Here is a 26,146-nt window from a genome sequence, read left to right on the forward strand (position 1 = left end):
CGCTTCGTGTATTGCGCAGTCTCGAGCTTCCTCCTGGAACCGCGCTCGCTGCCACCGGATCCTTTGCGCGCAATGAGATGACCCCGCACTCGGATATTGATGTCATCCTCATCTATCCGGAAGGTCACGAGCCAGATCCGGCGCTGGTGGAGCAGCTGTGGTACCCTGTGTGGGATGCCAAGTACCGCCTGGATTATGCCCTGCGCACCCCACAAGAGTGCGGGGCGATTGCTGCCGAAGATGCCTCGGCCGGCTTTGCCCAGTTGGATTTGGCCTTTGTAGCAGGGCGCAAGGTTCTGGTGGATGAGGCGCGGGCGCAATTGCTCGCGGCGTGGCGGCGCCAGCTGCAACGCGGCTTTGATGATTTCTTGGATACCGCGATTACTCGGTGGAAGCGCTCGGGCGCGGTGGCAGCGATGACGAACCCAGACCTGAAGAACGGGCGCGGGGGACTGCGCGATATTCAGCTCTTGCGCGCGATGGCTTTGGGCAACCTGTGCGACTTTCCAGATTTAGACATTGAGCAGCGGCTGCTTCTCGACGCCCGCACGCTCCTGCACGTCACAGCTCGGCGCCACCGGGATATCTTGGATCCCGAGTTCGCCGCGGATGTCGCTGCGGATCTGGGGTTTGAAAGCCGTTATGCCCTGACAGCAGCTTTGGTCAGCGCTGCGGCCACGGTCAATAAGGCGGTGGAGCGCGGCCTTGCTACCGCCCGTGGGGTGCTAGGCCGTAATGCTTCAGTGACCGGCCGGGGCCGGCGCCGTCCGCTCGATGTGGACGTGGTGTCCGAGGGCGGCAACATTTTCCTTTCGCGCAATCCAAATGTGGAAGACCCGTGGCTGCTCACCCGCGTGGCAGCTGCCGCGGCGCGCACGGGATATATCATCGCCGAGACCACCTGGCACCAGCTCCAAGACTTGCCTGAGCTGCCGCCACGCTGGCCGCGGGCAGCGGTGGATGACTTCTTCGCTATTTTGTCCTCCCCGCGATGCACGCCGCGCGTCATACAGGACTTGGACCGCTATGGCCTGTGGGAACGTTTAGTCCCAGAATGGGGGCATGTGCGCGGCTTGTTGCCCCGCGAGCGCAGCCACGTCAATGCAGTGGACCATCATCTCATCGCAACGGTAACGCGGTGCGCGCAGATGCGTACGTCAGTGGCTCGTCCGGACTTATTGCTGTTGGCCGCGCTTTACCATGACATAGGCAAGGGCTACGGGCGCCCCCACGCCCAAGTCGGTGCGGAGATGATTACCCGCCAGGCAGCCCGTATGCGGCTGAGCGTCGCCGATAGGTCGCGCGCCCAAACCCTGGTGGCAGAACATACCACCTTGGCGCGGTTAGCAGCGACGATGGACCCAGCTTCCGATGCCGCTCGCGACGCCCTCTTGGCTGCCGCGCATTATGATCAGCTGACTATATCCCTGTTAGCGGTGTTGGCTGAGGCGGATGCCCAATCGACTGGGCCGGGCGTGTGGACACCGCGGGTGGAGCAAGCACAGAAGCTGATCGTCGCGCGGGCACTTGAGGCGCTCAAACCACGTGTTCTCGACCGCCCTGCTGTGCATGTACCGCTATCTAGCGAAGGCGTTGCGCTCAAAGTGGATTGGGAAGACCAAGAAGTTAGTGTGTCGTGGTGCGGTTCCTCGCAAGAAGAGTTAAAGCGCATCTTTGCCTTGTTATCGGCTCTGGGGTGGACCATCGTGCGGGCGAAAATCGTTCGCGAGGAGGACGGTGCCTATAAGGCGGAGTTTTTCATCCGCACGGTGCAACAGACCCTAAAGGAAGCAGCGCAGGAGATAAGGTTTATCCAGTCCTATAACTCACGAACTTATACGGAGCTGCCGGCCATTACTGGAGAGGTGACCACTGCGGCATTCGATGTGGGCGGCATTTTGGTCATCCGGACAGTCGAGCGCATCGGCGCTTTAGGGCACTTGGTTGAGGCATTGCCGGACTTTGTGTGGCTGCGCCATGAGATTTTGGGCGCGACGATGATTGTCAATGTGTACCTCGCCGGGCAGGTTTCTCGCGCTACCGTGGTGGGGAATGTGACCAGGGCCCTGGCTAGGGACTAAGATTGAATAGTTGAACTTTAGATCGATCTAAATAAAGGGAGCGCATCCGTAGTGTTTGACTCACTATCAGACCGCCTACAGTCAGCCCTGGCGGGCCTGCGCGGTAAGGGCAAACTGACCGAGGCTGATATCAATGCCACTGCCCGCGAGATCCGCCTCGCGCTGCTGGAAGCCGACGTGTCTTTGACCGTCGTCCGTGGCTTTATCAAGCGCATCAAGGAACGCGCCCGCGGCGCGGAAGTTTCTGAGGCGCTCAACCCAGCCCAGCAGGTAGTCAAGATCGTCAATGAGGAGCTCATTGAGATCCTTGGTGGCGAAACTCGCCGCCTGAACTTGGCTAAGAACCCGCCGACTGTGATCATGCTCGCCGGCCTGCAGGGTGCTGGTAAAACTACCTTGGCCGGTAAGTTGGCCAAGCACCTGGCGAAGCAGGGCCATACCCCGATGCTGGTGGCCTGTGACTTGCAGCGCCCAGGCGCGGTGCAGCAGCTGCAAATCGTCGGCGAGCGCGCTGAGGTGCCGACCTTTGCTCCGGATCCGGGAACCTCCCTGGACTCCAACGAGCATGAAATGGGTACCTCGCATGGGGACCCAGTGGACGTCGCCAAGCAGGGCATTGCTGAGGCCAAGCAGAAGCAGCACGATGTGGTCATCATCGATACCGCTGGCCGCTTGGGCATCGATGAGACCCTGATGACGCAGGCGCGCAATATCCGCGATGCCGTCAACCCGGACGAAGTCCTTTTTGTCATCGACTCCATGATCGGCCAGGACGCCGTGCAGACGGCCGAGGCCTTCCGCGATGGCGTGGACTTTACCGGCGTCGTTCTCACCAAGCTGGATGGTGACGCCCGTGGTGGTGCGGCCTTGTCTATCCGTGAGGTCACCGGCAAGCCCATCATGTACGCCTCTACCGGTGAGAAGCTCGATGATTTCGATGTCTTCCACCCAGAGCGCATGTCCAGCCGTATTCTGGGCATGGGTGATTTGCTCTCCCTTATCGAGCAGGCTGAAGCAACCCTAGACCACCAGAAGGCCGAAGAGGCAGCCTCTAAGCTGGGCTCTGGCGAGCTAACGCTAAATGACTTCCTTGAGCAGATGCTGATGATCCGCAAGATGGGTCCCATCGGCAATCTGCTGAAGATGATGCCCGGCGGCAAGCAGATGAATGAAATGGCCGCCATGGTGGATGAAAAGCAGCTGGACCGCATCCAGGCGATCATTCGCGGTATGACGCCGCAGGAGCGTGAGGATCCGAAGATTCTCAATGCATCGCGCCGCAAGCGCATTGCTAATGGTTCTGGTGTAAGCGTTTCCGAGGTCAACCAGCTCATCGAGCGCTTCAACCAGGCTAAGAAGATGATGTCCAAGATGGCCGGCCAATTCGGCATGGGCGGCATGGGCGGTCGCTCCGCTACCAAGAAGAAGCCCAAGGGTCGCAAGGGCAAAAACGGCAAGCGCAAGAAGGGCAAAGGCGGCGGTGGCAACCGCGGCCCGAAGATGCCAGGCGGTATGCCGGGCATGGGCGGAATGCCAGGAATGCCCGGTGGCGGCGGCATGCCGTCCATGGAGGAGCTGCAAAAGCTCCAGCAGCAAATGGGCGGCGGCGGTGGCATGCCAGGTATGCCCGGTATGCCAAAGATGCCGAAGGGAATGGAAAATATCGACCTCGACAACCTAGACTTTGGCAAGGGTACAAAGTAGTCTTTCTGGCCCGTGGCCAGAGCAAAAGGGGCTTCCGCATTCGCGCGGAAGCCCCTTTTGTGCTTGCGTTTGTCGACGCCCCCCTAAACCGGCTTCGCGAAAGCGCAGCCGGTCTTGGATCTCAGGGGCTAGACTGCCTCATCTTGGCCAGCGTTGGGGTAGGGGACTGGGTTGGCATGTTGCTTGCCGGCGTTGGTAGGCGCTGCGGGCGCTTGCTCCACGGCTCCTGCAGCCTGCTCCGGTGGAATATCCGGGGCTTCCTGCTGGACTTTTTTCCCGTCAAGGAAGGGCTTTAGTGCCTCGCGGATCATTGGCATTGCAGATTCCGCAAAAGCATTGGTGATGTGGTGCATGTCGCGGTAGACCATCGTATTGCCGATGATGACCGGGCAGTCACCATTGGCATCGCAGAACCACGGAGCGGTATCAATCGAGAGCATATTCTGGTACTTCGACAGCACGACCGCACCGGGGTCAAAAGGCTGGTAGACCTGCTCAAATCGCATGCCGCAGCCATAAGCATCTTCGGAAGCGACGTAGCATTCATCAAACTCGCGTGGGCGGCCTTCTTCATCGAATCCCCACGGGTTATCGCGGAAGCCCAAGAAAGGAATATCGCGGTCGGCCAATTCATCCCAGAACGCCTGGTAGCCGGCGGGCACGGCATCAGGGCCGGTGCCATATTCATTTTGCGGGCGAGTGGTATTCGAGATGACCAAGGCCGGGTTCGCCTCTTCGATGCGATCCATGACCAGCTTGCCCCACTCGGCACATTCTGGGGTCACGGTGACATCGTCACCCAATTCAATCGGGCAGCCCTGGCGCAGCAGCGGTACCAACTTAAAGCCCATTTCCTTGCCTAAGCGGTCCAGCGGGGCAGAATACTGCTCCGCGTGGGAACCGCCCACCAAATAGACTTCCTTCTCTGCGTTGGGGTCACCGAAAATGCAGGGGGTCTTTCCGTCCTTGCGGGTTTCGAAGAAGAAGTCAGCAGGCTGGCTATCTGGTACGAAGCACCAATTTGTCGCTACCGGTGGCTGGATGCCGCCGGCCAGGATCGGATCAGGTTTAATTTCCACATTATCCGGCGGGGTGATGTCGTTGATGAACGTCGTTGCGCCGGGGTAAAGGGCAGGATCCAAAAGCTCTGCATCAGCATCATTCAGTGTGCGCATCCATAGCGGTTGGACCGCCAAGAGGCCGATAACAGCCGCGGCGACAACAACGCCACCCACACCGCGGGCGGCACCGGCGGGTTTCTGCAAGGTCGACAGGCCCTTGCGCACCGGTAGATCCTCCGACGTGGGGCGCTTGCGATGCTGGCGTAGGGGCTTTTCCAAAAAGCGGTGCGTGAGGTCCGCCAACACCAGCGAAATGACGATAATGATGACGCCCAACCACCACGATGGGGTTTCTTGACCCAGGTAGGAGGTGGACAAAATGAGCAACGGCCAGTGCCACAGGTAGAGCGGATAGGCTACGTCGCCCAGCCAGCGCGCCTGCTTGGAGGCCATGGCCTTGGAAATCTTGCCACCGCCGCCCAAGATAATGAGTACGGCGCCGCCTAGTGGCAAGAGGGAAAGCGGGCCAGGGTACGCAGTGGTATCCGCGATGATGGCACCAGTAAAGATGAGCATCAGCAGGCCCAAACCAGTAAAGAGATCATAGAGGCGGGCTGGAATCTTCCAGGAGGAACCGTAGATGGCTAGGACCGCGCCCAAGGTCAACTCCCAAGCGCGCGACCAGGTGGAGTAGTAGTTCTCCGGAGTTCCGTAGAGGCCGTGGCGCGAAGCATAGGCAAAGGAAGCAATCGTGACCACGATGAGGATCGGGCCAGCAATCTGGTTGACCGTGGGGAAGCTGCGCTTGCCCAAAGGTTGCTGCTTTGGCCGGAACTTCATGATGGCCGCCAAGATGAGCGCGAAGGCAATGCCCATGATGTAGAACTGGCCCTGCACGGCCATGGACCACATGTGCTGTAGCGGTGAGGTATCAGCCGCGGCCGCCGTGTAGTCGGCGTTTTGTTCCGCTAGCTCCCAGTTCTGGTAGTACAGCATGGTGGCTGTGATCTGTTGAGTGAGCTCGGTGCGCATGAGCTGCGGGGTGAAAATGCGCACTAGAATGTAGGTCACACCGATGACCAAAACCAAGCTTGGTACCAGGCGCCGCAAGGTACGCCAGATGGGCCACCATGGGTTCAGCGAGGCGTTGGGCTTGCTCGCGTAGCGCAGTTGGGAGCCCAAGAAGAAGTAGCCGGATAGCAACAAGAATACGTCGACGCCGCCGGAAACGCGTCCGACGAATACGTGGTAGATAACTACTAGGCCGATGGCAATACCGCGCAGACCATCAAGGTCATAGCGGTACCGGAAATTTCGCGGTGATTCTTTAGTCATAAACTGTCTTTTCGTGCGCCTATGCCTGGATGGTAAGGCGGAAGGCGCGCCATACATATGAAACGAAATGTCTATATTCGGCCCCTAAGGGTACTCTGCTTCAGTATCGCAGGCATAACGAACCTGCGTGCGTGGCGTAGTGATTTTTGAAAATGCAGCTACTCGCGCTAAAATATCCCAGGTTATCTACTCGGATATTCTGAGCTAGATAAACTGAAGAACGTAATATTCTGCGTAGCACCGTTCCCGTCTACGGTCGGCCGGTATGTCACGCGCAGATAAAATCCAAGGGTTGAACCGGCGCACAACCTAGTGCGCGTCTGTACTGCCCAGTGACTAGTAAAGGAGCCAACATGGCTGTCAAGATCAAGCTGCAGCGCCTGGGCAAGGTCCGCGCTGCTGAGTACCGCGTTGTTATTGCTGATGCCCGCACCCGTCGTAACGGCAAGGTCATCGAGAACATCGGTATCTACCACCCGAAGGAAGAGCCTTCCCTCATCCAGATCGACTCCGAGCGTGCACAGCACTGGCTGTCCGTTGGCGCACAGCCAACCGAGCCGGTTCTCGCTCTGCTGAAGGTCACCGGTGACTGGCAGAAGCACAAGGGTCTGCCGGGCGCAGAGGGCACCCTGAAGGTTGCTGAGGAGAAGAAGTCCAAGCTGGAGATCTTCAACGAGGCACTGGCTGAGGCCAACAACGGCCCGACCATCGAGGCCATCACCGAAAAGAAGAAGAAGGCAAAGGAAGAGGCTGAGAAGAAGGCTGCTGAGGAAGCTGCTGCTGCAGAGGCTGCCGCTGCTGCCGCCGGCGAAGCTGACGCTGAGGCCGAGGAGAAGGCTGAGGAAGCTTCCGAGGAGTCCGCAGAGTAATCTGCCTCCCTTGCTAAGCGCATAGCGCTTCTAGCTTTGGGCCCGTCGCTACGATCACTGGTCGTAGTGGCGGGGCCTTTGTAGTTTTTGGTGCCTATAATGCCGGCACACGAAAACGACCGTGCACGCTAGCCCGTGGCGGGGCTGCGTGCGCGGTCGCTAGTGAAATTGGCGCGCAAGGAAACTTTCGGCGTCCCTCTCGGGGATGTGCCGGTTCGCCTTTAGCTCTGTGGCTTGTATTTGGGGTAGCGGCTGTGGACGTTGGATGGATCCTTAAAGTCCATGCCGCGCAGGGCGCCTGTAACAACCGGTGTGAAAAGCTCGAGGATCTGCTCGCGTGGAAGCCGGGACATAGGGCCGTTGATGGCAAGTACGGTAAAACCGTGAATGGCCGACCAGGCCAGCAGAGCATTCTGCATGAAATACGTAGCGTCAGTGGTATTGTCCAGCGCTTCCGCGTGGCGGGACAACAGCGCGAAGAAATCGCGAATCTGCTGTAGGTGATCCATCTTCGGATCATCTTCCGTATTGGGATCTACACCAAGCATGAAACGCAGCGCCTTCCACTCCAGCATGCAGCGGAAGAAATTGGCCTCATCCAAGGCAAACTCGAGGTAAGCGTAACCAATCTGCATCAGGTGCTCTGGAAAATCTAGGCCCTCTGCAGTCTCGGTAGTCTCGTGTAAACGCCGGACCAACTCATCGGTGGCAAGCTCAGCGACCTTATCGTGCAGTTCTTCTTGGTCCTTGAAATGGCGGTATGCAGAGGTAGGGGACACTCCTGCTTCGCGAGTTACCGCACGAACGGTAATTGCGTCGGGGCCGCTTCTTTTGCCTAGTTGAACAGCGATACGGAGCAGCTCATCGTGGAGGTTTCCATGATGGTAGGGCTTATTGTACGTTTCCATAAAACTCATTTTATCAACAAAACCTATGTACGTATAAACTATTTAGTCAGCATGGTGAGCAGCAAAATTGCGGGGGTAGAAGGGTCGCCGCTCTCGCTTGTAGCCTCGACTTTATGTACCTCATATGCAGGAAGGTGCACGATAGAGCCGGGGGTGAGCGTGATGGTTTCACTGCCGTAGCTGAAGTCAAGCTCACCGCGCAGCGCCTGCACGGTGATCGGATGTGCGGCCTTGTGATCGGGCAGGGACTGTCCTGGTGCAAAGCTAAAGAGAATGAGGTTGGCACCATCGGCGCTTAAGATGCGCTGGACGCCTGGGCGCGGGCGTTGCGGATCGGTATCTGGTGCGATGTCGAGCAGGTTGAGCGCGGTCATGGCAGAGGTGCCACTGGAATGAGAAGCCGCGCCAAAGGTTTCCGGGGAGTTGGTAGGTAGGTTGCTCATGGACCCACTTTAACGACAATGACACTCAAATTCTGGGTTAGCTTTCTAAAGTGGCGGAAGTTTATGACTGACAAGGGCAAAGAGGTCTGTGTTGTAGACTTTCCGCTATGGAATTGATGATTGGTCGCGTGATTAAATCGCACGGCGTGAAAGGCGAAGTCGTAGTCGAGGCCACTACGGATGAGCCGAAGGTGCGCTTTGCGGTAGGGGAAGTTCTTCATGGCACGCAGGGCAAGAAGGGGCACACACTAACTACCAAGGCGGTCCGGAGCCATAAGGGAAGGCTGCTCGTCACCTTCGAAGAGATCAAAGACCGAACAGTGGCGGATAGCCTACGTGGTACCAAGTTCTTTGCCGCGCCGCTCGACAGTGATGATGGTGGCTTTTATGACCATGAGCTGGAAGGGCTTCGCGTTCTTTTAGCGGGCAAGGAAATCGGTAAGGTCACATCGGTCATCCACGGCGGAAGCCAGGATTTGTTGGAGGTAGAACTCGATAACAGCAAGGAGGCGCTCATTCCCTTCGTGCATGCCATTGTTCCTGAGGTGAACCTAGAGGCTGGAACGTGCACCATCGATCCGCCGGAAGGACTGCTTGATCTATGAGGCTTGACGTCATCACCATCTTTCCGGAGTACCTGGACCCGTTGCGGCATGCGCTTCTGGGAAAGGCCATTGAACAAGGTCGCCTTGAAGTAGGTGTGCACGATCTGCGGCAGTGGGCTACGGATGCGCATAAGTCTGTCGACGACTCGCCGTTCGGTGGTGGTCCCGGCATGGTTATGAAGCCAGAAGTTTGGGGGCCGGCGCTCGATAGCGTTGCTGCGCGGGAAAGTGCGCCCAATCTAGAGTCTGCGCTGCCACATTTGAACCGTCCGCGCCACGATGAATTAGAAGGGGTAGAGGCACAAGCCTATGCGGTTGATGCCACGGCCGATGAGGATAGCGACCTCCCATTGCTTATCGTGCCGACGCCAACGGGAAAACCGTTTAGCCAAGCAGATGCGCGGGCGTGGTCCAATGAGGAGCATATTGTTTTTGCCTGCGGGCGTTATGAGGGCATCGATCAGCGCGTGGTGGATGACGCCGCTCGGCGTTACCGCGTGCGCGAGGTTTCTATCGGCGATTATGTGTTGATCGGTGGGGAAGTGGCAACGTTGGTGATTGCTGAGGCTGTGGTGCGCCTCATCCCCGGGGTGCTGGGAAATAAGCGCTCTCATGAGGAAGATTCTTTTTCTGATGGTCTCTTAGAAGGCCCGAGCTATACTAAGCCGCGAGAGTGGCGTGGCCTAGCCGTGCCGGACGTGCTCACCTCGGGAAACCACGGTTTGGTAGACAAATGGCGGAGGGAACAGGCATTGCTGCGCACGTGGCAACGCCGTCCCGAACTTTTGGAGGCGGCTGAGCTCGATAAGGACGACAAGGCCTTCATCGCGCAGTTGGAACAAGAAGCCAACACCCAGGGTGAAAGCTAATGGAGGTAAGCGCTGACCTCTCGGTACTCCTAGTAACCCAGGAGTGGGAGAAAAGCCTCGAAGCATTACCGGAGGCGATACGTGTCCGGGGTTTTAAGCCAATAAGCATTTTTGCCCTCCAGGTAGCGGAGGAGTGCACTGAAAGCGGCCCGCTAGCGCAGGAATATCGCTTCAGATTCGGCCAGTGGCCGCAGAGAATTCCGGTGTGGCGGCTCATCGTAAACGGAGAGACCACACAGCCCCTGGCCACAGTGGCCGCCCTGGTGGCAGACTGCTTGCCGCCGGCAGCCTCGTGGGTGGGCAGTGCGGAAATCGGTTTTACAGAGATGGGGCTTGGCGCCCCAGCGGTGTGGCGGGCCGAATCTGGGTTATAAGCGCAATCTGGAAAACTCTTTAGCGCTTTTTCCTGCCTAAACTGCAGCGCATATGCCTTCTAGGGTTATAGTAAAGGGGACTTTCCCTTCAGATTCCTATTCCCAAGGTGGTCCCTTAACCATGACGGCTCCCAATGGCAATAACTACGGTGGATATAACCAACAACCGCCCCAGTACAATCAGCAGTATTATTCCCAGCCGCAGCGAAGCGGTGGCGTAGGTGGCGCCACGATCGCCGCGATTATCGCAGCCATTGTGGCGGTTATCGCGGTGGCTGCCATGGTCATCATGTTCGTGACCACTAACAAGGATGATGCATCGACTAGCGCGGCTGCCGATAGTCAATTCCAACAGGCGGATGCGAATAGTGGCTCCGGCTCCTCCAAGGACGATGCAGACGATGAGGATGAAGATTCCAGCCCGGTCACGGTCACCAAGACCAAGGATGCTCCAGCTCCAGCGCCGGCACAGGCAGCGTCTTCTGGCAGCAGCAATGGGCACTCTTGGAGTGACTTCACTAGCTACTATGCGGCTACCAGCAAAACCTCCAGTGGGTTTGCCAACAACGTCTATACCGCGTTTATGAATAACTGGGTCGCTGGCGGCGGAACCGGCGCTACCTTGAGTGTCTACTCGCCGGCAACAGGTGGTACCTACACCATGTACTGCTCCGGTAGCTCTTCGCGCGTTTCCTGCTCCGGCGGCGATAACGCCCGCGTGGTTATCTACTAAGAACGCACTACGGCAACCTCCTTTCCTTACTGGGGAAAGGAGGTTTTGTGCGTATTGGGGGCGTCGGCAAGCGAAGGCAGTAAAGGGGCCGTGCGGTAAATTGGGTGGGTCTAATCCCAAGCCTCGAGAAAGAGTGAGGAGACCACGTGAATATTGCGGCCACTATCGCCGCCGAGCTCAACGTCAAGGAATCGCAGGTTTCTACCGCGTTGCAGCTGCTTGCGGAGGGCAATACAGTGCCCTTTATCGCCCGCTACCGCAAGGAGGCCACCGGTGGGCTGGATGACTCCCAGCTGCGCACCATTGAAGAGCGCGCGAACTATTTGAAGGAACTGCAAGACCGCAAGGAGACCATCCTTGCGGCGATTGAAGAGCAGGGCAAGCTTAGCGACGCCCTCAAGGAACAAATCCTTGCCTGCGAATCTAAGGCGCGCCTAGAAGATTTGTATCTGCCGTATAAAAAGCGCCGCAAAACGAAGGCCGATATTGCCCGCGAAGCCGGCCTTGAGGTACTGACCGATAAGCTCATTGCGGATCCCAACGCCGCTCCAGAAGAGTTGGCACAGGCCTTTACCACCGAGGGCTTTGAGGACACCAAGAAGGCCCTCGACGGCGCCCGCGCCATTTTGGTGGACCGCTTCGCGCTCGACGCGGATCTGGTGGGTGAAGTGCGCGAGCGTATGTTCACTGAGGGCTCCATGGGCGCGCGCGTTGTTGAGGGCAAGGAAGCCGAAGGCGCGAAGTTTAAGGATTACTTTGATTTCAACGAGCCCTTCCACAAGCTGCCTTCGCACCGCATTTTGGCGCTGCTGCGTGGCGAGAATGAGGGCGTGCTGCAGCTGCAGCTCGATGCCGGCGATGACGCGGACTACGAGGACACAATCGCCTCCCGCTTCGAGCTGGATCGCTCCTCCAAGTGGCTTGCCGACGCCGTCCATTGGGGCTGGCGCACCAAGCTCTATATTTCCTCCAGCCTGGACGTTCGCATGCGGCTGAAAGAGATTGCAGAGGAAGGCGCGCTGAAGATCTTTGCCACCAATTTGCGCGACGTGCTGCTCGCGGCACCTGCTGGCCAACGTGCCACCATTGGCTTGGATCCGGGTTACCGCAATGGTGTGAAGTGCGCGGTAGTGGACAAAACCGGCAAGGTGCTCGATACCGCCATTGTCTACCCGCATCAGCCGCAGAACCAGTGGAGCCAAGCAGCTCAGACGCTGTCGACCCTGTGCGCCAAGCATTCTGTAGACCTTATGGCCATCGGCAACGGCACCGCCTCCCGCGAGACCGAGAAGCTTGCCCAGGAAATTGCGGACCTCATCAAGCAAGCTGGGGGTCAGCGACCCACTCCTGTAGTGGTATCGGAGTCCGGCGCTTCGGTTTACTCAGCCTCGCCGCTTGCGGCGGAGGAATTCCCCGACATGGATGTCTCACTGCGCGGCGCGGTCTCCATCGCACGCCGCTTGCAGGATCCTTTGGCTGAGTTGGTCAAGATTGATCCGAAGGCCATTGGTGTGGGGCAGTACCAGCACGACGTTAATCAGACGGCGCTCGCCCGCACCCTTGATGGCGTCGTGGAAAGTGCGGTAAACGGCGTGGGCGTTGATCTCAATACCGCTTCCGTCCCGCTGCTTGAGCGCGTAGCTGGTGTCAATTCCACCATCGCCACCAATATTGTGGCCTACCGCAATGAACACGGTTCTTTTGCTTCCCGCAAGGAACTGAAGAAGGTACCGCGTCTTGGGCCTAAGGCCTTTGAGCAATCTGCAGGCTTCCTCCGCATCAACGGCGGTACCGATCCGCTGGATTCCTCTGCCGTACACCCTGAGGCATATCCTGTCGTCTCCCGCATCGCGGAAAAGACGGGCCTGGGTATTTCTGAACTTATTGGCAATACCCGCGTACTTAGCACGCTGGCGCCAGCAGACTTTGCAGACGAGACTTTCGGCATTCCTACGGTGACCGATATCATCGCCGAGCTGGATAAACCCGGACGCGACCCGCGCCCTGAGTTCAAGACCGCCACCTTTAAAGAGGGCGTACATAAGGTTTCCGATCTCACCCCGGGCATGATTCTTGAGGGCACGGTGACAAACGTGGCGGCATTCGGCGCCTTCGTGGATGTCGGAGTCCATCAGGATGGTCTCGTCCACGTTTCTGCCATGAGCCACAAGTTTGTCTCCGATCCGCACGAGGTCGTGCGCTCTGGCCAGGTGGTCAAGGTGAAGGTCATGGAGGTTGATGTGGAGCGCCAGCGCATCGGCTTGTCTTTGCGCCTCGATGATGAACCGGGGCAGCAGGCTCCGAAGCGCCGCGGTGATTCCCCACGTGGTTCCGCCAAGTCCGGCGGCAGGGGAGAAGGAAAGCGCTCCGGCCACAAGTCCGGGCGCGGTTCCCGGGGCGGCTCGCGCGGCCGCACCGGCGGTCGAGGTGGCCCCGGTGGTGGTGGAGCCATGGCCGATGCCTTGAAGAAGGCAGGCTTCTAATCGTCGTGGGCTAGCCTTTCTACCTGCTGCTTTTTGCTCCCATCGTTGCGGACGGTGGGAGCTTTTGCATTCCTAAGAGAGAATTCCTCCACGACGTGGGGTCCAATGTACGCCGGGATTGTTTCAAAATGGTAAGTTTGGCAAAACTAAATAAAAGGAGCTTGGTGCCATTTTAATTACAAGGAGAAGGAAATGAGCAAAGCCGCTAAAGCCAGCCATGGCAGGGGAGTGTTGGGTTGGCACCGCGTATTGGATTGGCGTCCGCGCAGTGCATTGGCACGGTTGTTCATCGTGTTCTTCCTGGTTGCACCCATTATTGTTGCCGGAACCATGATGTGGGCGATGTGGGACCCATCCAAATACATGCGCAAAATCGACCTAGCGGTGGTGAATGAAGACGCGGGCGTCAACAAGCAAGGCGTTGATACCAACTACGGCGATCAGGTGGTAGAAGGTCTGCTGGATACCGATTACCTAAATTTCGCAGAGGTGAATAAGGATGAGGGGGCCCAAGGGCTGATAAAGGGTAAATATCTGCTGGTGGTGACTATTCCTGAGGACTTTTCCAAAAAAGCGGTGTCCATCATCAGTGATAAGCCCGTCAAACCTGAAATTCACTTCGCTAGCAATGACTATTACGGCACGAACGGCTCCGTTATTTCTTCAAGCCTCATCCCGCAGGTGCAAACTAGCGTGGAAAATGCAATCTCGAAAAAATATGCTGACCAGGTAATCGAAGGGCTCAATAAGCTAAGCGATGGATTGGGTACTGCCGCCGATGGCGCTGGGCGTCTTGATGAAGGTGCCCGGAAGCTACAAGAAGGTGGAGGTCGTGCGGTCGCCGGTATAGGTCAGCTGGGAGCCGGTGCAGGAAAGCTACATGATGGAACTGGTGCGCTGCTTGATGGCACCACCCGCCTCAATGAGGGAGTCGGGCGACTCGATGATGGTGCCACTCGCCTGGATGATGGTGCAACGCAACTTGCCGAAGGCTCCGATAAGCTGCTCGCTGGCACTGGCCGTCTCGCCGACGGTGCCGGCGAGATCGATGGTGGAGTCAATCAGCTCACGGGAATGCTTATCCCAGTGCTCAAACAGGCCCAGGTCGTGGTTCCTGCCCTTTCGCAACTGGTAGAGGTGCTGCGTAACTTGGGTATGGGGCAGCAGGCTGAACAGCTCCACTCGCTCGTATCCAAACTTGATCCGGCCACGAGTGGCAACATGGTGGATAAACTAGAGCAACTTTCTAATGGTACCGGTCAGCTGTACTACAACCTTTCAGATCCCAATTCGGAGTATTTGGGCGGCATGAACAAGCTCAATGGCGGAGCGCACCGTCTGGCTGATGGCACGAAAGAGCTACACAGCGGCGTTGGCGAACTTGGCAACGGCGCCGCTCAGCTGCACGATGGCGCGAGCCGCCTCCACAACGGAACTGGCACCCTGAAGACGGGAACAGACCGCTTGGCAGCCGGTGGTGCCGAGCTCAAGGGTGGTATGGATAAGCTAAAGGCGGGTTCTGGTGAGCTCTCACAGAAGCTGGCAGATGGTGCAGCCAAAGCGCCATCTATCTCCAAACCGGAAGACTCAGCTCAAAACATGGCCGTTCCTATTAACTTCACCGCGTCCAATGTGCATCCAGTCCAAACTGCAATAAGCTCCACGGACCCCACCCGCAAGGACGTCACCGGCGGTGCCTCTTTGCTCTTAGTGCTCGTCTTTGGCTTCCTCGTCATGCTGCTGGTGGCTATGGTGTTTCCCTATTACCTCGGCCGTAAAGGAACTCCAGTTTCGCATCCTGCGCGCGGAGTATTGTCTGCGTTCGTCACGCTGACCGTGCTCAACTTCATTGTCCTTGCCTTTATGGCGCTGATGTCAGCGACTTTGGGGTGGTCACCGGCTAGCTGGCCGATGATTCTCGGGGTAGTAGCAGCGATCGCGGCGGTGGGTGCGGCGACTTACCAGTTCTTCCACGTGACTTTTGGGCGAAAGATCGGTGGCATCTTTGCTGCGGGAGTTTTCGCCCTCGGGGTGATGGTCTTTGGCGGCGTGTGGCCGGTGGCTGCGATACCTCGCCCGTTGAGTATGATGCATCCTTTCCACCCGATGACCTACGCCAAAGGCGCATTCACGCGTGCCACTGATGGGATTCATGATGCGACTTTCTGGACTGGAATGGCAGCGTTGCTCGGATTCACCCTGATCGCACTTTTCGCCTCATATGTGGTCTTTCGTGCGCGTCACTTGGGTACGGCGAAAATCCTAGATGAGCACCTTGTCCGCTCCCCGGCTGCTGCGGCGGCGTAGCTTGGGAGGAGGGAGAAAGTAGTGCTGGGGAGAAATTTGGTTCCTGCCTGTGGATGTGGAAAAATAGTGCACCGTTCTATGTAACGGGCACGAACCGGTTAGGCAGTACGCCGCTAGGGTCCTCTGTCCCAAACTGAAAAGGAATATTGGCATGTCCAACATTATTGACAAGGTCGATGCAGCACAGCTGCGCGACGATATCCCGTCCTTCCGCCCAGGCGATACCCTCGACGTTAACGTAAAGGTTATCGAGGGCAACAACGAGCGTGCACAGCTCTTCAAGGGCATCTGCATCCGTCGTCAGGGCTCCGGCATCCGTGAGACCTTCACTGTCCGTAAGGTCTCCTTCGGTATCGGCGTTGAGCGTACCTTCCCGGTTCACTCCCCGAACTTGGAGTCCATCAAGGTCTCCCGCCGTGGCCGCGTCCGTCGTGCGAAGCTCTACTACCTGCGCGATCTGCGCGGCAAGAAGGCTCGCATCAAGGAGCGTCGCTAGTACTAGCGCGCTGCGCGCCAGCTTCCTCCTGCACCCAACTGTGGGTGCAGGAGGATTTTTCTATGCCCAATTTCGCTCATCCCGAAGTCAGAAGCCATGTTCTAAACGAAAAGTTGACTGTGAATCCCCCTGCCGCGAGGGGGATAAGACCGGACATCGGGCGTGGGGTTGCTAGGATCTAGCGCGTGAATAAAGACAGCATCTCGCAGGAACAGCCGCCAGAAGGCGAGGGGGCCCACCCAGTACAGGGAGACGCCACCCAGCAAGGCAAAGAGGCGACTAAGAAGAAGGAAATGCCGTGGCTGCTGGAAACCCTTCTGGTAGTGGCGACGGTTCTCGTGATCGTCGGACTATTCCAGAACTTTATCGGCCGGCAGTATGTGATCCCATCGGGTTCGATGGAGCCGACTCTCCACGGCTGCGAGGGCTGCACAAATGACCGTATCTTTACGGAAAAGATCTCTTACTACGGTGACGGCGAGCCAGAACCAGGTGATGTCGTCGTCTTTAAAGGCACCGAGGACTGGAATTCCAGCTTCGTCTCACCGCGCTCGTCCAATCCGGTCATTCATGGCGTGCAGGATGCGTTGAGCTTCGTATCCTTGGCACCGCCAGACGAAAATACTCTGGTCAAGCGTGTGATTGCTACCGGCGGACAGACGGTGTCCTGCCAAGAGGGCGATCCTGCAGTCATGGTAGATGGCAAGCCCATCGAGCAAGACTACGTGCAAGACCCGCCAACGTACCCGGTAGATGAATCGACCGGCTCGGAGGCCTGCGGTGGTCCGTACTTTGGTCCCGTCGAGGTACCGGAGGACAATATCTGGGTGATGGGCGATAACCGTACTGCTTCGGCCGATTCTCGCTACCACATGACCGATAAGTTCCATGGCACGGTTCCAGTAGAAAACGTCCGCGGCAAGGTGAAATTCGTATTCTGGCCGTTTACCCGCATAGGTGGGGTCGATGACCCGGACATTCAGGAATAAGCCTTCCTCCCAACGCCTGCGCACCCGGGATTTTCTTATCCCCGTGGTGGCAGGCTTTGTCCTGCTGGTGCTCCTGCAGGCGCTGGTGGGGCGGATGTATGTCATTCCTTCTGCTTCGATGGAGCCGACCCTGCACGGGTGTCCCGGCTGTAAAAATGATCGCATTGCCGTGCAAAAGGTCAGCTACTACTTCACGGACCCCAAGCCCGGGGAGGTTGTGGTTTTTGAAGGGCCCGACTCATGGAATAACGAGTTTGAGGTCAATCGCTCGCACAATATTTTTGTGCGCGGCGCGCAGAACGCTTTGTCGGCCGTAGGGCTGCTTCCTAATGGGGAGAATATCCTGGTAAAGCGCGTCATTGCTACTGGCGGGCAGACGGTGAGTTGTCAGGCTGGCGATCCTGCGGTCATGGTGAACGGAAAGTCCATTGACCAATCTTTCGTCCTCGATCCGCCGGAGATTCCCGTAGATCCCAGTGTGGGCTCGCAAGAGTGCGGCGGTGAGTATTTTGGCCCAGTCACCGTCCCAGAAGGAAGCCTCTGGGTGATGGGTGATAATCGCACCAACTCCCTCGATTCCCGTGCGCACTTGGGTGACCATCTGCAGGGCACCGTGCCGGTGGACAATGTCCGCGGGCGCGTCGAGGCCGTCATTTTGCCGCTTTCGCGTTGGGGTGGGGTGGAGCACCCGGAAATTTCGCATGCGGCGGCTTAAACAGCGGCGCACCTACGAGGTCGCATTGAGCAAGGCCGGTTTAGGTCCTGTAGCTGGCGTGGATGAGGCTGGGCGCGGTGCCTGCTGTGGACCAATCACCATCGCGGCCTGTGTGATGCCTGATCGGACAATTAAGGAGTTGGCGGAGCTTACTGACTCCAAGAAGCTCACCCCCAAACAGCGCGAGAAGCTTTTTCCACTCATTAAAGACAAGGCTGTGGACTGGTCTGTGGTGCATATTGGTGCGGGGGACATCGATAAGCGCGGCATCCAACACGCCAATATTTCCGGCATGCGCAGGGCAGTTGCCCGCCTGGAAGCACCTCCGGGCTATGTGCTTACCGACGCCCTCTTTATCCCCGGTCTCACCCAACCCCACCTGCCCATTATTGGCGGCGATGCGGCCGCACGGTGTATCGCCGCGGCGAGTGTATTGGCCAAAGTCAGCCGCGACCACCTGATGCACCAATTGGATGCGCGGTACCCCGGCTACGGGTTGGCCAGCCATAAGGGGTACGGAACCAAGGCACATGAGGCCGCAATTGCGACGCTTGGAGCGTGTCCGGAGCACCGGATGAGCTACGAGAATGTCCGCCGCGCTCAAGCGGAGTTTGCCGCGCGTGCCTAGCTAAAATCTAGCCTTCCTCGCGCTAAGCTAAAGCGAGCTAACCCACAACCTGGAGGTCCACCGTGAGTGCAGAGGAACTCGATAACTACGAGGCTGAGGTAGAGCTGTCCCTCTACCGCGAGTACCGGGACGTTGTCAGCCAGTTTTCCTATGTCGTTGAAACTGAGCGGCGCTTTTATCTGGCTAATGCGGTAGAGCTCATTCCGCATACCTCTGGGCCTGATGTCTACTACGAGGTGCGCATGTCTGATGCTTGGGTATGGGATATGTACCGCTCCGCGCGCTTTGTGCGCTACGTCCGCGTTATCACCTACAAGGACGTAAACATCGAGGAGCTGGATAAGCCGGAATTCATGATGCCGGAATAACTTTGTCAAGCTGGCGCACAACGTGCCGCACCCTAGCTGTGGATAACAGCGCTGCAGAGCGTAGTTATCCACAGCTCGGGTCTTTTTTGCTTTTGTGTCCCTTGTGTAGGCCCTTTCACCTGCGGTGTCCTGTGCTAGCCAATGAATTTCTCGACGCACAAGGATAAACCGCAATGCACATTAGTTCAGAACACCGCTTGGCCACGAAGAAGCCCCGTCATAAACAAGTCTTAGGAAAAAGGGGAGAGGCCTTCGCAGCGCGCTATCTGCGCGAACGCGGGGCAGAAATAATTGCTGCCAACGTCACTTATCGGGTGGGAGAAATCGACCTCATCGCCCGGGAGTCAGACGGAACCATCGTCTTCGTTGAAGTTAAGACCCGCGCCAATTCTAGCTACGGGGTAGCTGAGGCCGTAACCCCGCAGAAGCTCGCGCGACTGCGTAAAGCCGCGGCGCAGTGGCTTGATGGAAAGCCACTATCTGAGGTGCGATTCGACGTTATTGCCTTGGTCGCGCGCGGGCAGGGGTTTGCGCTGGAACACTTCAAGGGGGTTGAAGATGGCTCTAGGTAATTGTTTGACCATGTCCCTCAACGGAGTCTTAGCCCAGTTGGTTGACGTGGAAGCGAACGTCGGTCACGGACTGCCGGGCATTCACGTTGTAGGCCAGACGGATACCGCAATTTCCGAATCTCGGGACCGAATCAAGACCGCAGCCTTTAACTCCCATCTGCCCTGGCCCAAGACGAAAGTGGTTGTCTCCATGTCCCCGGCGTCGCTTCCCAAATCCGGGTCCCACTTTGACCTACCCATAGCGCTTGCGATTCTGGCGGCCCAGGCGGAGGCCGACTTCCCGTCTTATGGCAGTACTCCCTCGCCCGCCCAACGTCTCCAGCGCACCTTGGTCCTAGGCGAGCTCGGCCTCGACGGCTCCGTTCGGCCTGTAGCGGGCATCATCCCTGCCCTCCTTGCCGCACGGGAACAAGGAATAACAACTCTCCTTGTTCCGCCTGGCAATGCCGCCGAGGCGACATTGGTGCCGGACATGGACGTACTGGTTGCGTCGTCTTTGAAGGAAGCTTTCGGATGGGCCTGCGGAAACCGTGGGCTGCCGCAGGCTGGAAGCTTTTCGGGGTCGCTCAGCCCCGCGCCTGCGGCGGCGTCGCGACTCGACTTTAGCGATATCGCTGGCCAAGCTAATGCCAAATGGGCTGCCGAGGTTGCTGCAGCTGGAGGCCATCACTTGATGATGATTGGGCCGCCAGGATCAGGAAAGTCCATGATCGCCTCACGCCTGCCCACCATCCTGCCTACACTTACCCCGGACCAGCAGGTCGAAACCACCGCAATTCATTCGCTTACCGGAACCCCAGGTGAGGTCATCGAGCGCGCCCCGTTCATCGCCCCGCATGCCTCGGTAACTCGGGCTGCACTTCTTGGTGGCGGTTCTGGACATCCGCGCCCTGGTGCGGTGAGCTTGGCTCACAATGGTGTGCTCTTTCTTGACGAGGCCAGTGAAGTAGCCGCGCCGGTACTCGATGGTCTGCGTGCACCGTTGGAGGAAGGACAGGTGCGGTTGGCGCGCTCGCGCCGCGAGGTTACGTATCCTGCTCGCTTCCAATTGGTCATGGCGGCAAACCCGTGCAGGTGTGCGGCCGAAGACCCGTCTAAGTGCAGATGCAACCCCCATGAACGAATGAACTACCTCTCCAATCTTTCCGGACCGTTGCGAGACCGTCTGGATATGGTGGTCACCTTAAGCGGGCAGGCGGCAACAATTAACGCGGACGGTGAAGAGGAATCCGCAGTCATCGCCGAGCGCGTCGCCGCTGCCCGTGAGCGCGCCGCCGCACGCTGGTGGGCGGATGGCATCACCGCACGCACCAATGGGGAAGTTCCTTCGTCCTATTTGCGCCGAAAGAGACCCGCTGCAGAGGCTGCGATGGTCATGTTGTCTGCCTACTTGGCTGAAGGTGAAATATCCCAGCGCGGAGTGGACCGCGTATTGAAACTCTCCTGGACTCTGGCCGATCTAGCAGGAAAGGCACAGCCGGACCTGGACGAAGTGGGGCGCGCGCTCGATCTGCGCGGCTCAATAAACGTCGGGAGGCTCGCAGCATGAGCGACCTTGATCTCTCTTCCTCGTATGTGACCTGGGTATACCTCAATCGAGTGGTGGAAGGCCCCTCTGCTGCTTTGCAGGCCCTGCTTACGCAATACCCAGCTGAGGAAATCGCCCACGGAATCTACAATCGCGCCGACTGGATTGGCCCGCTTTTGGCGCGCACGGCCTCCCGCTATGACTGGTTGCGGCAGGCCGAAGATATGGCGGCAGCCGAAAGGGTCGGGGCTCGGCTCATTACGGCAGAAAGCCCAGAGTGGCCCACAGAGGAGTTTGACTCTGCATTCGGCTTCTATCAGCACGGCGGGGAGGCCCCAGCTACTTTTGATGACCAAGCATTGCCACCACATAGCCTGTGGGTGCGCGGTGCGCCATTGCAGGCAGAGGTTGCTCAAGCTGTGGCCATCGTCGGTACTCGTGCCATTTCTCGCTATGGCTGGCAGGCCACCCACAACGTCGTGTCCGGATTGGTTCAGCATGAATGGACTCCAATATCCGGCGGCGCGCTGGGAGTGGATACCGTCGCGCACGAAACAGCGTTGCACAACAACGGGCGCACGGTAGCCATAGCAGCGTGTGGCATCGATAGGGATTACCCAGCCCGCAATGCCAACTTATTCGCTAAGATTGCGGACAATGGTTGCATCATCTCTGAATTCGCGCCGGAAACCGCGCCGAAGCGCCACCGGTTCTTAACGCGCAATCGCTTAGTGGCAGCATTGAGTCACGGTACCGTAGTTATGGAGGCGGCATTTCGATCTGGCGCGTTGAACACCCTCAACTGGGCAGAAGCGCTTGGGCGAGTTGCGATGGCGGTGCCGGGGCCGATAACTACCAGCGGTTCGTTGGGCTGCCACCAGCGCATTCAAGAAGGCCGCGCACAGTTGGTTACCAGTGCTGATGAAATTCGCGCCTTAGTAAGTCGCGCCGGGGAAGTAGACCCAGGCGCACAGTACGAAATCAATTTTGCGGCAACCATGACCCAACGCCTCTCCCGCAATGAGTTGCGCGTCTTTGACGCGACGCCACCGCTAGGACAGGAGAAAGCAACGGCAGAAGACATTGCCCGCGAAGCAGGATTCCGATTACCGCTGACAGTTCACTTACTACTGGCACTGGAAAAGATGCGCGTTGTCGTCCGGCATGGCAATACCTGGGCGCGCCGGGAAACGGAATAAATGGCACCTGCGTAGGGCGAGTACACTGCTGTGGCATGAGTGAAGATGGAAAGTCCGCGAAGTCTCCGAAAGTTGAGGGGCAGATGGCTGAGGCCATTGAGGACTTCGCGGATTTCCAACTACATGTCAAAGGCCGCGCAGAAGCGACGGTGCGCGGGTATCGCTCCGACTTGCGCGACCTTGCACGCAGCGTGCCTACCTTCGCGGAGTTTGACCTCAACAGCCTGCGCCAATGGTTGGCAGAGGCTGTTGCGGAAGGAAAGTCGCGTTCCACCCTGGCACGGCGCACCGCGGCAGCGAAGGGTTTTTCTACTTGGGCAGTGCGCGAAGGGCACCTGAAGCGAGACGTTGCTGCCCGCCTAGTTACGCCCAAAGTGGGGCGTCACCTTCCCACGGTTCTCGCTCCTGAGCAGGCCGGCGAGCTTATGGGCAATGCGGTCTCTGCCGATGAAGTCCACTTCCTTCGCGATAGTGCCATCCTGGAGTTGCTCTATGCCTCCGGTATGCGCGTGGCGGAGTTGGTCCGGCTAGATCTAGGGGATATTGATTTTCAACGCGGTACCTTGCACGTCACCGGTAAGGGCAATAAGCAGCGTGTAGTGCCTTTCGGGCACGCAGCGGAAGACGCCATAAAGCAGTGGATTGACAAAGGCCGTGGAGAAATCGCTGCGGCCGATACTGAAGCAGTTTTTGTTGGCAGCAGGGGAGGGCGCATCGATCAACGCCAGGTGCGCCGCATTGTAGAAAAGGCCGCCAAAGTCACTGGTACACAGGGGCTTACCCCGCACGGGGTGCGCCACTCTGCCGCGACCCACCTATTGGAAGGCGGGGCGGATTTGCGCGTAGTGCAAGAACTGCTGGGGCACTCCTCGCTTAATACCACGCAGATTTATACCCACGTGTCCGCGCAGCGCTTGCAGCGCGTATACGATCAAGCCCATCCCCGAGCCTAAAGCGGTTTGAGTCGAATCACCGGCATGTCCAGCAGGGTTAAAGGATCGATGTAGGAATCTTTTGCGATAAGTGCGCCCCAGTGCAGTCCGGGGTAGCCATCGACGGGATTGCCTAAACGGCCAATAACTTGGCCCTCGCGGACTTCTTGGCCCTGCTTTACGGAGCCGTGCACGGGCTGATACGTCGTTCTCACTCCATCCGCGTGGGCTATGGAGACAACTGGTTTGCCAGCAACCGTGCCCACAAAGGCGACCTTGCCGTCTTCGGCGGCTACCACCGGCGAGCCCACCGATAGGGCCATGTCGACGCCGCGGTGGCCAGGGCTCCACTTTTGTTCGGGGGCATCGAATCCACGCAGTACCCGCGCTGGGCTAGGTTTGCCGGAGGCGGGGTCGACATAGGCTGTGGCCGGTGGGCAACACAGAATAAGAAGCGAAAGAAGGGTGAGGAAAGCGGCGGGGAGGAAGGCGGGGCGTCGGCAAGCGGGAAATGTGGAGGAGGAAAGAAACTGATTCATGGGCACAGTGTCCGCCGGAGGCAAGCGGTTGGGAAGTGAGTTCTCCTTTAGTTGTGGACAACTTGGGTTGCATGATGTGATTGAGTCGATTGTGACGATTGAGGCAAAGTGGCTGCGGCGAAGTTGTGGATAAGCTGACTTCGGTTTGGAAAAACCAGCGTAAGGGGATTATTCTTTGTGGCAGCAGTGTGTCCACCTCGTGGAGGCATTGACTACGCGCGGCGAAGTTGTCGCTTCCTGCTGGAAGGAAGAGACAGCCTGACGGTTGACGTGGTCCTTGGAAACAAGGTGTCAGCGGGGCCTTCGTTGCTAGGGTGCGGAATAAAACACCGCACAATTGGAAAACCGAAAGACAAGATAAAAGAAAGCGAGCGAATCATGGCAGTTGTAACCATGCGCGAGCTCCTCGACGCTGGTGTGCACTTTGGCCACCAGACCCGTCGCTGGAATCCGAAGATGCGTCGTTTCATCTTCACTGACCGTAACGGCATCTACATCATCGACCTGCAGCAGACGCTGACCTACATTGACGAGGCTTACGAGTTCGTCAAGGAAACCGTTGCACACGGCGGCACCATCCTGTTCGTTGGTACCAAGAAGCAGGCTCAGGAAGCAGTTGCTGAGGAAGCAACCCGCGTCGGTATGCCTTACGTCAACCACCGCTGGTTGGGCGGCATGCTCACCAACTTCCAGACCGTTTCCAAGCGTCTGAAGCGCATGAAGGAGCTTCAGGCAATGGATGAGCGTGAGGACGGCTACAAGGGCCGCACCAAGAAGGAAGTTCTCATGCTCAACCGTGAGCGCGCCAAGCTTGAGCGCGTTCTGGGTGGCATCTCCGATATGGCCAAGACCCCGTCCGCACTGTGGATTGTTGATACCAACAAGGAGCACATCGCGGTCAAGGAAGCTCACAAGCTGAACATCCCGGTTGTTGCCATCCTGGACACCAACTGCGACCCGGACGACGTTGACTTCCCGATCCCGGGCAACGACGACGCCATCCGCTCCACCAAGCTGCTCTCCGGCATCGTTGCCTCCGCTGTTGAGGAAGGCAAGAAGGCTCGTGAGGAGCGTCAGCTGGCTGCAGCTAAGGAAGCTGCCGGCGACTCCGCTGAGAAGGAAAAGCGTGACGCTGAGGCAGCTGCCGCAGCTTCCGACCCGGCCTCCGCGGAAAAGTCTGAGGAAGCATCCGCAGACAAGGCCGAGAAGTAGTCTTAACTTCTCGCTAGGAATCTTCCTTACCTGCGTTTAACTGAATACCCCACGCACTTTTGGTGTGGGGCAGCAAGAGAGTAATTCCTGCCCAAGGCTGTTTACCAACCCCCGCCACCGTGCTTTAACGGCGGCGGGGGTTGGTTTTATCTATGCTGGGGGCTGCTGAAACCAGCTCCACTTTCATGCATAGGTGGGAAAGGGGTGGTTTCTGCCACCCTAAAGCGGCGCGATTTCACCGCGTCGACTACGCTGTTTGAACGAACACTGTTTGATTTTCAAGGAGGATCGCCCCAACTATGGCGAACTACACTGCTGCAGACGTCAAGGCACTGCGCGAAGCTACCGGCTCCGGCATGCTCGATTGCAAGAAGGCTCTGGAAGAGTCCAACGGCGACTACGACAAGGCCGTTGAGTACCTGCGCATTAAGGGCGCTAAGAACGTCTCCAAGCGCGCTGACCGTGAGGCTACCGAGGGTCTCATCGCCGTTTCCGGCAACACCATGGTCGAGATCAACTGTGAGACCGACTTCGTTGCTAAGAACGAGGCTTTCAAGACCTTCGCAGCCAAGATTGCTGACGCTGCTGCTGAGGCCAAGGCAAACTCCGCTGACGAGCTCAACAACATTGAGATCGACGGCAAGAAGGTCTCCGAGGTCGTGGACGAGGAGTCTGCAAAGACCGGTGAGAAGCTGCAGGCACGCCGTGCAGTTACCGTAGAGGGCGACAACGTTGCCGTTTACCTGCACCAGCGTTCCGCTGACCTGCCGCCGGCAGTGGGCGTTCTGGTTTCCTACGAGGGCAGCGAGGAAGGCGCTCACGCTGCAGCCCTGCAGATTGCTGCAATGAACGCTGAGTACCTCACCCGCGAGGACGTTCCTGCAGAGATCGTCGAGAAGGAGCGCGAGATCGCTGAGGCCACCACTCGTGAGGAGGGCAAGCCAGAGGCAGCCCTGCCGAAGATCGTGGAAGGCCGCCTGAACGGCTTCTTCAAGTCCATCGTTCTGCTGGAGCAGGCTTCCCTGTCTGATAACAAGAAGACCGTAAAGCAGGTTGCTGAAGAAGCTGGCACCACCATCACCGGCTTCGTTCGCTACGAGGTTGGCGCTTAAGCCTACCCCGCTTTAACACTTAGCCCACGAAGGATGACCCTTCGTGGGTTTTGTTGTGCGCTCACCGTGACGATTAGTGCGGCT

General features: G+C 58.2%; 23 protein-coding genes. 19 read left to right on the top strand and 4 right to left on the bottom strand.

The window, feature by feature from the left end; genetic code table 11:
* Together QP324_RS01085 and ffh are read left to right on the top strand one after the other, a co-directional pair.
* On the top strand, positions 1-2,081 hold a 2,081-nt coding region (locus tag QP324_RS01085), incomplete at its 5' end, for a [protein-PII] uridylyltransferase (RefSeq protein ID WP_284814010.1).
* Between the two features lie 51 nt (positions 2,082-2,132).
* Positions 2,133-3,785 (top strand): signal recognition particle protein, encoded by a 1,653-nt coding sequence (gene ffh, locus QP324_RS01090; RefSeq protein ID WP_284765818.1) that lies wholly within the window; start codon positions 2,133-2,135, stop codon positions 3,783-3,785.
* A 128-nt stretch (positions 3,786-3,913) separates the two neighbouring features.
* On the opposite strand, the gene QP324_RS01095 is transcribed toward ffh, so the two are convergent.
* A complete protein-coding gene (locus QP324_RS01095; RefSeq protein WP_284814012.1) occupies positions 3,914-6,181 on the bottom strand; it encodes an acyltransferase family protein in 2,268 nt (755 codons plus the stop codon).
* Between the two features lie 353 nt (positions 6,182-6,534).
* Between QP324_RS01095 and rpsP the strand changes: the two genes are divergently transcribed.
* The gene (gene rpsP / locus QP324_RS01100; protein WP_005325261.1) at positions 6,535-7,050 is read left to right on the top strand and encodes a 30S ribosomal protein S16; all 516 of its coding nucleotides are present in this window, start codon (positions 6,535-6,537) and stop codon (positions 7,048-7,050) included.
* A gap of 221 nt (positions 7,051-7,271) precedes the next feature.
* Here the strand turns inward: rpsP and QP324_RS01105 are convergent, their stop codons facing one another.
* Positions 7,272-7,958 (bottom strand): TetR/AcrR family transcriptional regulator, encoded by a 687-nt coding sequence (locus QP324_RS01105; protein ID WP_284814014.1) that lies wholly within the window; start codon positions 7,956-7,958, stop codon positions 7,272-7,274.
* Positions 7,959-7,996: 38 nt separating this feature from the next.
* Complete coding sequence (locus QP324_RS01110) at positions 7,997-8,401, bottom strand: cupin domain-containing protein (protein WP_284814016.1); 405 nt, start codon at positions 8,399-8,401, stop codon at positions 7,997-7,999.
* A 107-nt stretch (positions 8,402-8,508) separates the two neighbouring features.
* Between QP324_RS01110 and rimM the strand changes: the two genes are divergently transcribed.
* The 14 genes from rimM (at position 8,509) to QP324_RS01180 (ending at position 23,220) form a co-directional block, all read left to right on the top strand.
* Positions 8,509-9,006 (top strand): ribosome maturation factor RimM, encoded by a 498-nt coding sequence (gene rimM, locus QP324_RS01115; RefSeq protein WP_284814019.1) that lies wholly within the window; start codon positions 8,509-8,511, stop codon positions 9,004-9,006.
* Positions 9,003-9,875, top strand: coding sequence for a tRNA (guanosine(37)-N1)-methyltransferase TrmD (trmD, locus tag QP324_RS01120; protein ID WP_284765823.1), 873 nt, complete (start codon positions 9,003-9,005; stop codon positions 9,873-9,875). Before rimM ends, trmD begins: the two co-directional genes overlap by 4 nt.
* Positions 9,876-10,370: 495 nt before the next feature.
* Entirely contained in the window at positions 10,371-10,982 is a 612-nt protein-coding gene (locus QP324_RS01125) for a hypothetical protein (RefSeq protein ID WP_284814021.1), read from the top strand.
* A 146-nt stretch (positions 10,983-11,128) separates the two neighbouring features.
* Positions 11,129-13,465, top strand: coding sequence for a Tex family protein (locus tag QP324_RS01130; RefSeq protein WP_284814023.1), 2,337 nt, complete (start codon positions 11,129-11,131; stop codon positions 13,463-13,465).
* 192 nt (positions 13,466-13,657) lie between these two features.
* Positions 13,658-15,772, top strand: a complete 2,115-nt coding sequence (locus QP324_RS01135; protein ID WP_284814025.1) for a YhgE/Pip domain-containing protein — start codon at positions 13,658-13,660, stop codon at positions 15,770-15,772.
* A gap of 151 nt (positions 15,773-15,923) precedes the next feature.
* Entirely contained in the window at positions 15,924-16,268 is a 345-nt protein-coding gene (rplS, locus tag QP324_RS01140; protein ID WP_005325245.1) for a 50S ribosomal protein L19, read from the top strand.
* 185 nt (positions 16,269-16,453) lie between these two features.
* Positions 16,454-17,257: a signal peptidase I gene (gene lepB / locus QP324_RS01145; RefSeq protein WP_284814027.1), complete on the top strand. Its 804-nt coding sequence runs from the start codon at positions 16,454-16,456 to the stop codon at positions 17,255-17,257.
* On the top strand, positions 17,235-17,972 hold the full coding sequence (gene lepB / locus QP324_RS01150; protein WP_284814029.1) for a signal peptidase I: 738 nt from the start codon (positions 17,235-17,237) through the stop codon (positions 17,970-17,972). Before lepB (QP324_RS01145) ends, lepB (QP324_RS01150) begins: the two co-directional genes overlap by 23 nt.
* The gene (locus QP324_RS01155) at positions 17,959-18,600 is read left to right on the top strand and encodes a ribonuclease HII (protein ID WP_284814031.1); all 642 of its coding nucleotides are present in this window, start codon (positions 17,959-17,961) and stop codon (positions 18,598-18,600) included. Before lepB (QP324_RS01150) ends, QP324_RS01155 begins: the two co-directional genes overlap by 14 nt.
* 62 nt (positions 18,601-18,662) lie before the next feature.
* On the top strand, positions 18,663-18,968 hold the full coding sequence (locus tag QP324_RS01160; protein WP_005325239.1) for a DUF2469 domain-containing protein: 306 nt from the start codon (positions 18,663-18,665) through the stop codon (positions 18,966-18,968).
* Between the two features lie 173 nt (positions 18,969-19,141).
* The gene (locus tag QP324_RS01165) at positions 19,142-19,540 is read left to right on the top strand and encodes a YraN family protein (protein WP_284814032.1); all 399 of its coding nucleotides are present in this window, start codon (positions 19,142-19,144) and stop codon (positions 19,538-19,540) included.
* On the top strand, positions 19,527-21,089 hold the full coding sequence (locus QP324_RS01170; RefSeq protein WP_284814033.1) for a YifB family Mg chelatase-like AAA ATPase: 1,563 nt from the start codon (positions 19,527-19,529) through the stop codon (positions 21,087-21,089). Before QP324_RS01165 ends, QP324_RS01170 begins: the two co-directional genes overlap by 14 nt.
* Complete coding sequence (gene dprA / locus QP324_RS01175) at positions 21,086-22,267, top strand: DNA-processing protein DprA (protein WP_284814034.1); 1,182 nt, start codon at positions 21,086-21,088, stop codon at positions 22,265-22,267. The genes QP324_RS01170 and dprA overlap by 4 nt, the downstream gene beginning before the upstream one ends.
* 35 nt (positions 22,268-22,302) lie before the next feature.
* Positions 22,303-23,220: a tyrosine recombinase XerC gene (locus QP324_RS01180; RefSeq protein WP_284814036.1), complete on the top strand. Its 918-nt coding sequence runs from the start codon at positions 22,303-22,305 to the stop codon at positions 23,218-23,220.
* On the opposite strand, the gene QP324_RS01185 is transcribed toward QP324_RS01180, so the two are convergent.
* Positions 23,217-23,738, bottom strand: coding sequence for a M23 family metallopeptidase (locus tag QP324_RS01185; protein ID WP_239277443.1), 522 nt, complete (start codon positions 23,736-23,738; stop codon positions 23,217-23,219). The two genes, QP324_RS01180 and QP324_RS01185, sit on opposite strands and share 4 nt — an antisense overlap.
* Positions 23,739-24,116: 378 nt before the next feature.
* Here QP324_RS01185 and rpsB point away from each other — a divergent pair, with 378 nt between their 5' ends.
* Together rpsB and tsf are read left to right on the top strand one after the other, a co-directional pair.
* Positions 24,117-24,950 (top strand): 30S ribosomal protein S2, encoded by an 834-nt coding sequence (gene rpsB, locus QP324_RS01190; protein ID WP_005325233.1) that lies wholly within the window; start codon positions 24,117-24,119, stop codon positions 24,948-24,950.
* Positions 24,951-25,249: 299 nt separating this feature from the next.
* Positions 25,250-26,062 (top strand): translation elongation factor Ts, encoded by an 813-nt coding sequence (gene tsf / locus QP324_RS01195; protein ID WP_005325225.1) that lies wholly within the window; start codon positions 25,250-25,252, stop codon positions 26,060-26,062.
* The last annotated feature ends 84 nt before the right edge of the window (positions 26,063-26,146 follow it).

The organism is Corynebacterium sp. UMB0012 (assembly GCF_030216265.1).
In the GTDB taxonomy this organism is placed as follows: domain Bacteria; phylum Actinomycetota; class Actinomycetes; order Mycobacteriales; family Mycobacteriaceae; genus Corynebacterium.

What these genes read in the sequence shown, in the direction of transcription:
- QP324_RS01095 (WP_284814012.1), bottom strand. Translation starts at nt 6,181, where the DNA reads ATGACTAAAGAATCACCGCGAAATTTCCGGTACCGCTATGACCTTGAT.
- rpsP (WP_005325261.1), top strand. Translation starts at nt 6,535, where the DNA reads ATGGCTGTCAAGATCAAGCTGCAGCGCCTGGGCAAGGTCCGCGCTGCT.
- QP324_RS01105 (WP_284814014.1), bottom strand. Translation starts at nt 7,958, where the DNA reads ATGGAAACGTACAATAAGCCCTACCATCATGGAAACCTCCACGATGAG.
- QP324_RS01110 (WP_284814016.1), bottom strand. Translation starts at nt 8,401, where the DNA reads ATGAGCAACCTACCTACCAACTCCCCGGAAACCTTTGGCGCGGCTTCT.
- rimM (WP_284814019.1), top strand. Translation starts at nt 8,509, where the DNA reads ATGGAATTGATGATTGGTCGCGTGATTAAATCGCACGGCGTGAAAGGC.
- trmD (WP_284765823.1), top strand. Translation starts at nt 9,003, where the DNA reads ATGAGGCTTGACGTCATCACCATCTTTCCGGAGTACCTGGACCCGTTG.
- QP324_RS01125 (WP_284814021.1), top strand. Translation starts at nt 10,371, where the DNA reads ATGACGGCTCCCAATGGCAATAACTACGGTGGATATAACCAACAACCG.
- QP324_RS01135 (WP_284814025.1), top strand. Translation starts at nt 13,658, where the DNA reads ATGAGCAAAGCCGCTAAAGCCAGCCATGGCAGGGGAGTGTTGGGTTGG.
- rplS (WP_005325245.1), top strand. Translation starts at nt 15,924, where the DNA reads ATGTCCAACATTATTGACAAGGTCGATGCAGCACAGCTGCGCGACGAT.
- lepB (WP_284814029.1), top strand. Translation starts at nt 17,235, where the DNA reads ATGACCCGGACATTCAGGAATAAGCCTTCCTCCCAACGCCTGCGCACC.
- QP324_RS01155 (WP_284814031.1), top strand. Translation starts at nt 17,959, where the DNA reads ATGCGGCGGCTTAAACAGCGGCGCACCTACGAGGTCGCATTGAGCAAG.
- QP324_RS01165 (WP_284814032.1), top strand. Translation starts at nt 19,142, where the DNA reads ATGCACATTAGTTCAGAACACCGCTTGGCCACGAAGAAGCCCCGTCAT.
- QP324_RS01170 (WP_284814033.1), top strand. Translation starts at nt 19,527, where the DNA reads ATGGCTCTAGGTAATTGTTTGACCATGTCCCTCAACGGAGTCTTAGCC.
- dprA (WP_284814034.1), top strand. Translation starts at nt 21,086, where the DNA reads ATGAGCGACCTTGATCTCTCTTCCTCGTATGTGACCTGGGTATACCTC.
- QP324_RS01180 (WP_284814036.1), top strand. Translation starts at nt 22,303, where the DNA reads ATGAGTGAAGATGGAAAGTCCGCGAAGTCTCCGAAAGTTGAGGGGCAG.
- QP324_RS01185 (WP_239277443.1), bottom strand. Translation starts at nt 23,738, where the DNA reads ATGAATCAGTTTCTTTCCTCCTCCACATTTCCCGCTTGCCGACGCCCC.
- rpsB (WP_005325233.1), top strand. Translation starts at nt 24,117, where the DNA reads ATGGCAGTTGTAACCATGCGCGAGCTCCTCGACGCTGGTGTGCACTTT.
- tsf (WP_005325225.1), top strand. Translation starts at nt 25,250, where the DNA reads ATGGCGAACTACACTGCTGCAGACGTCAAGGCACTGCGCGAAGCTACC.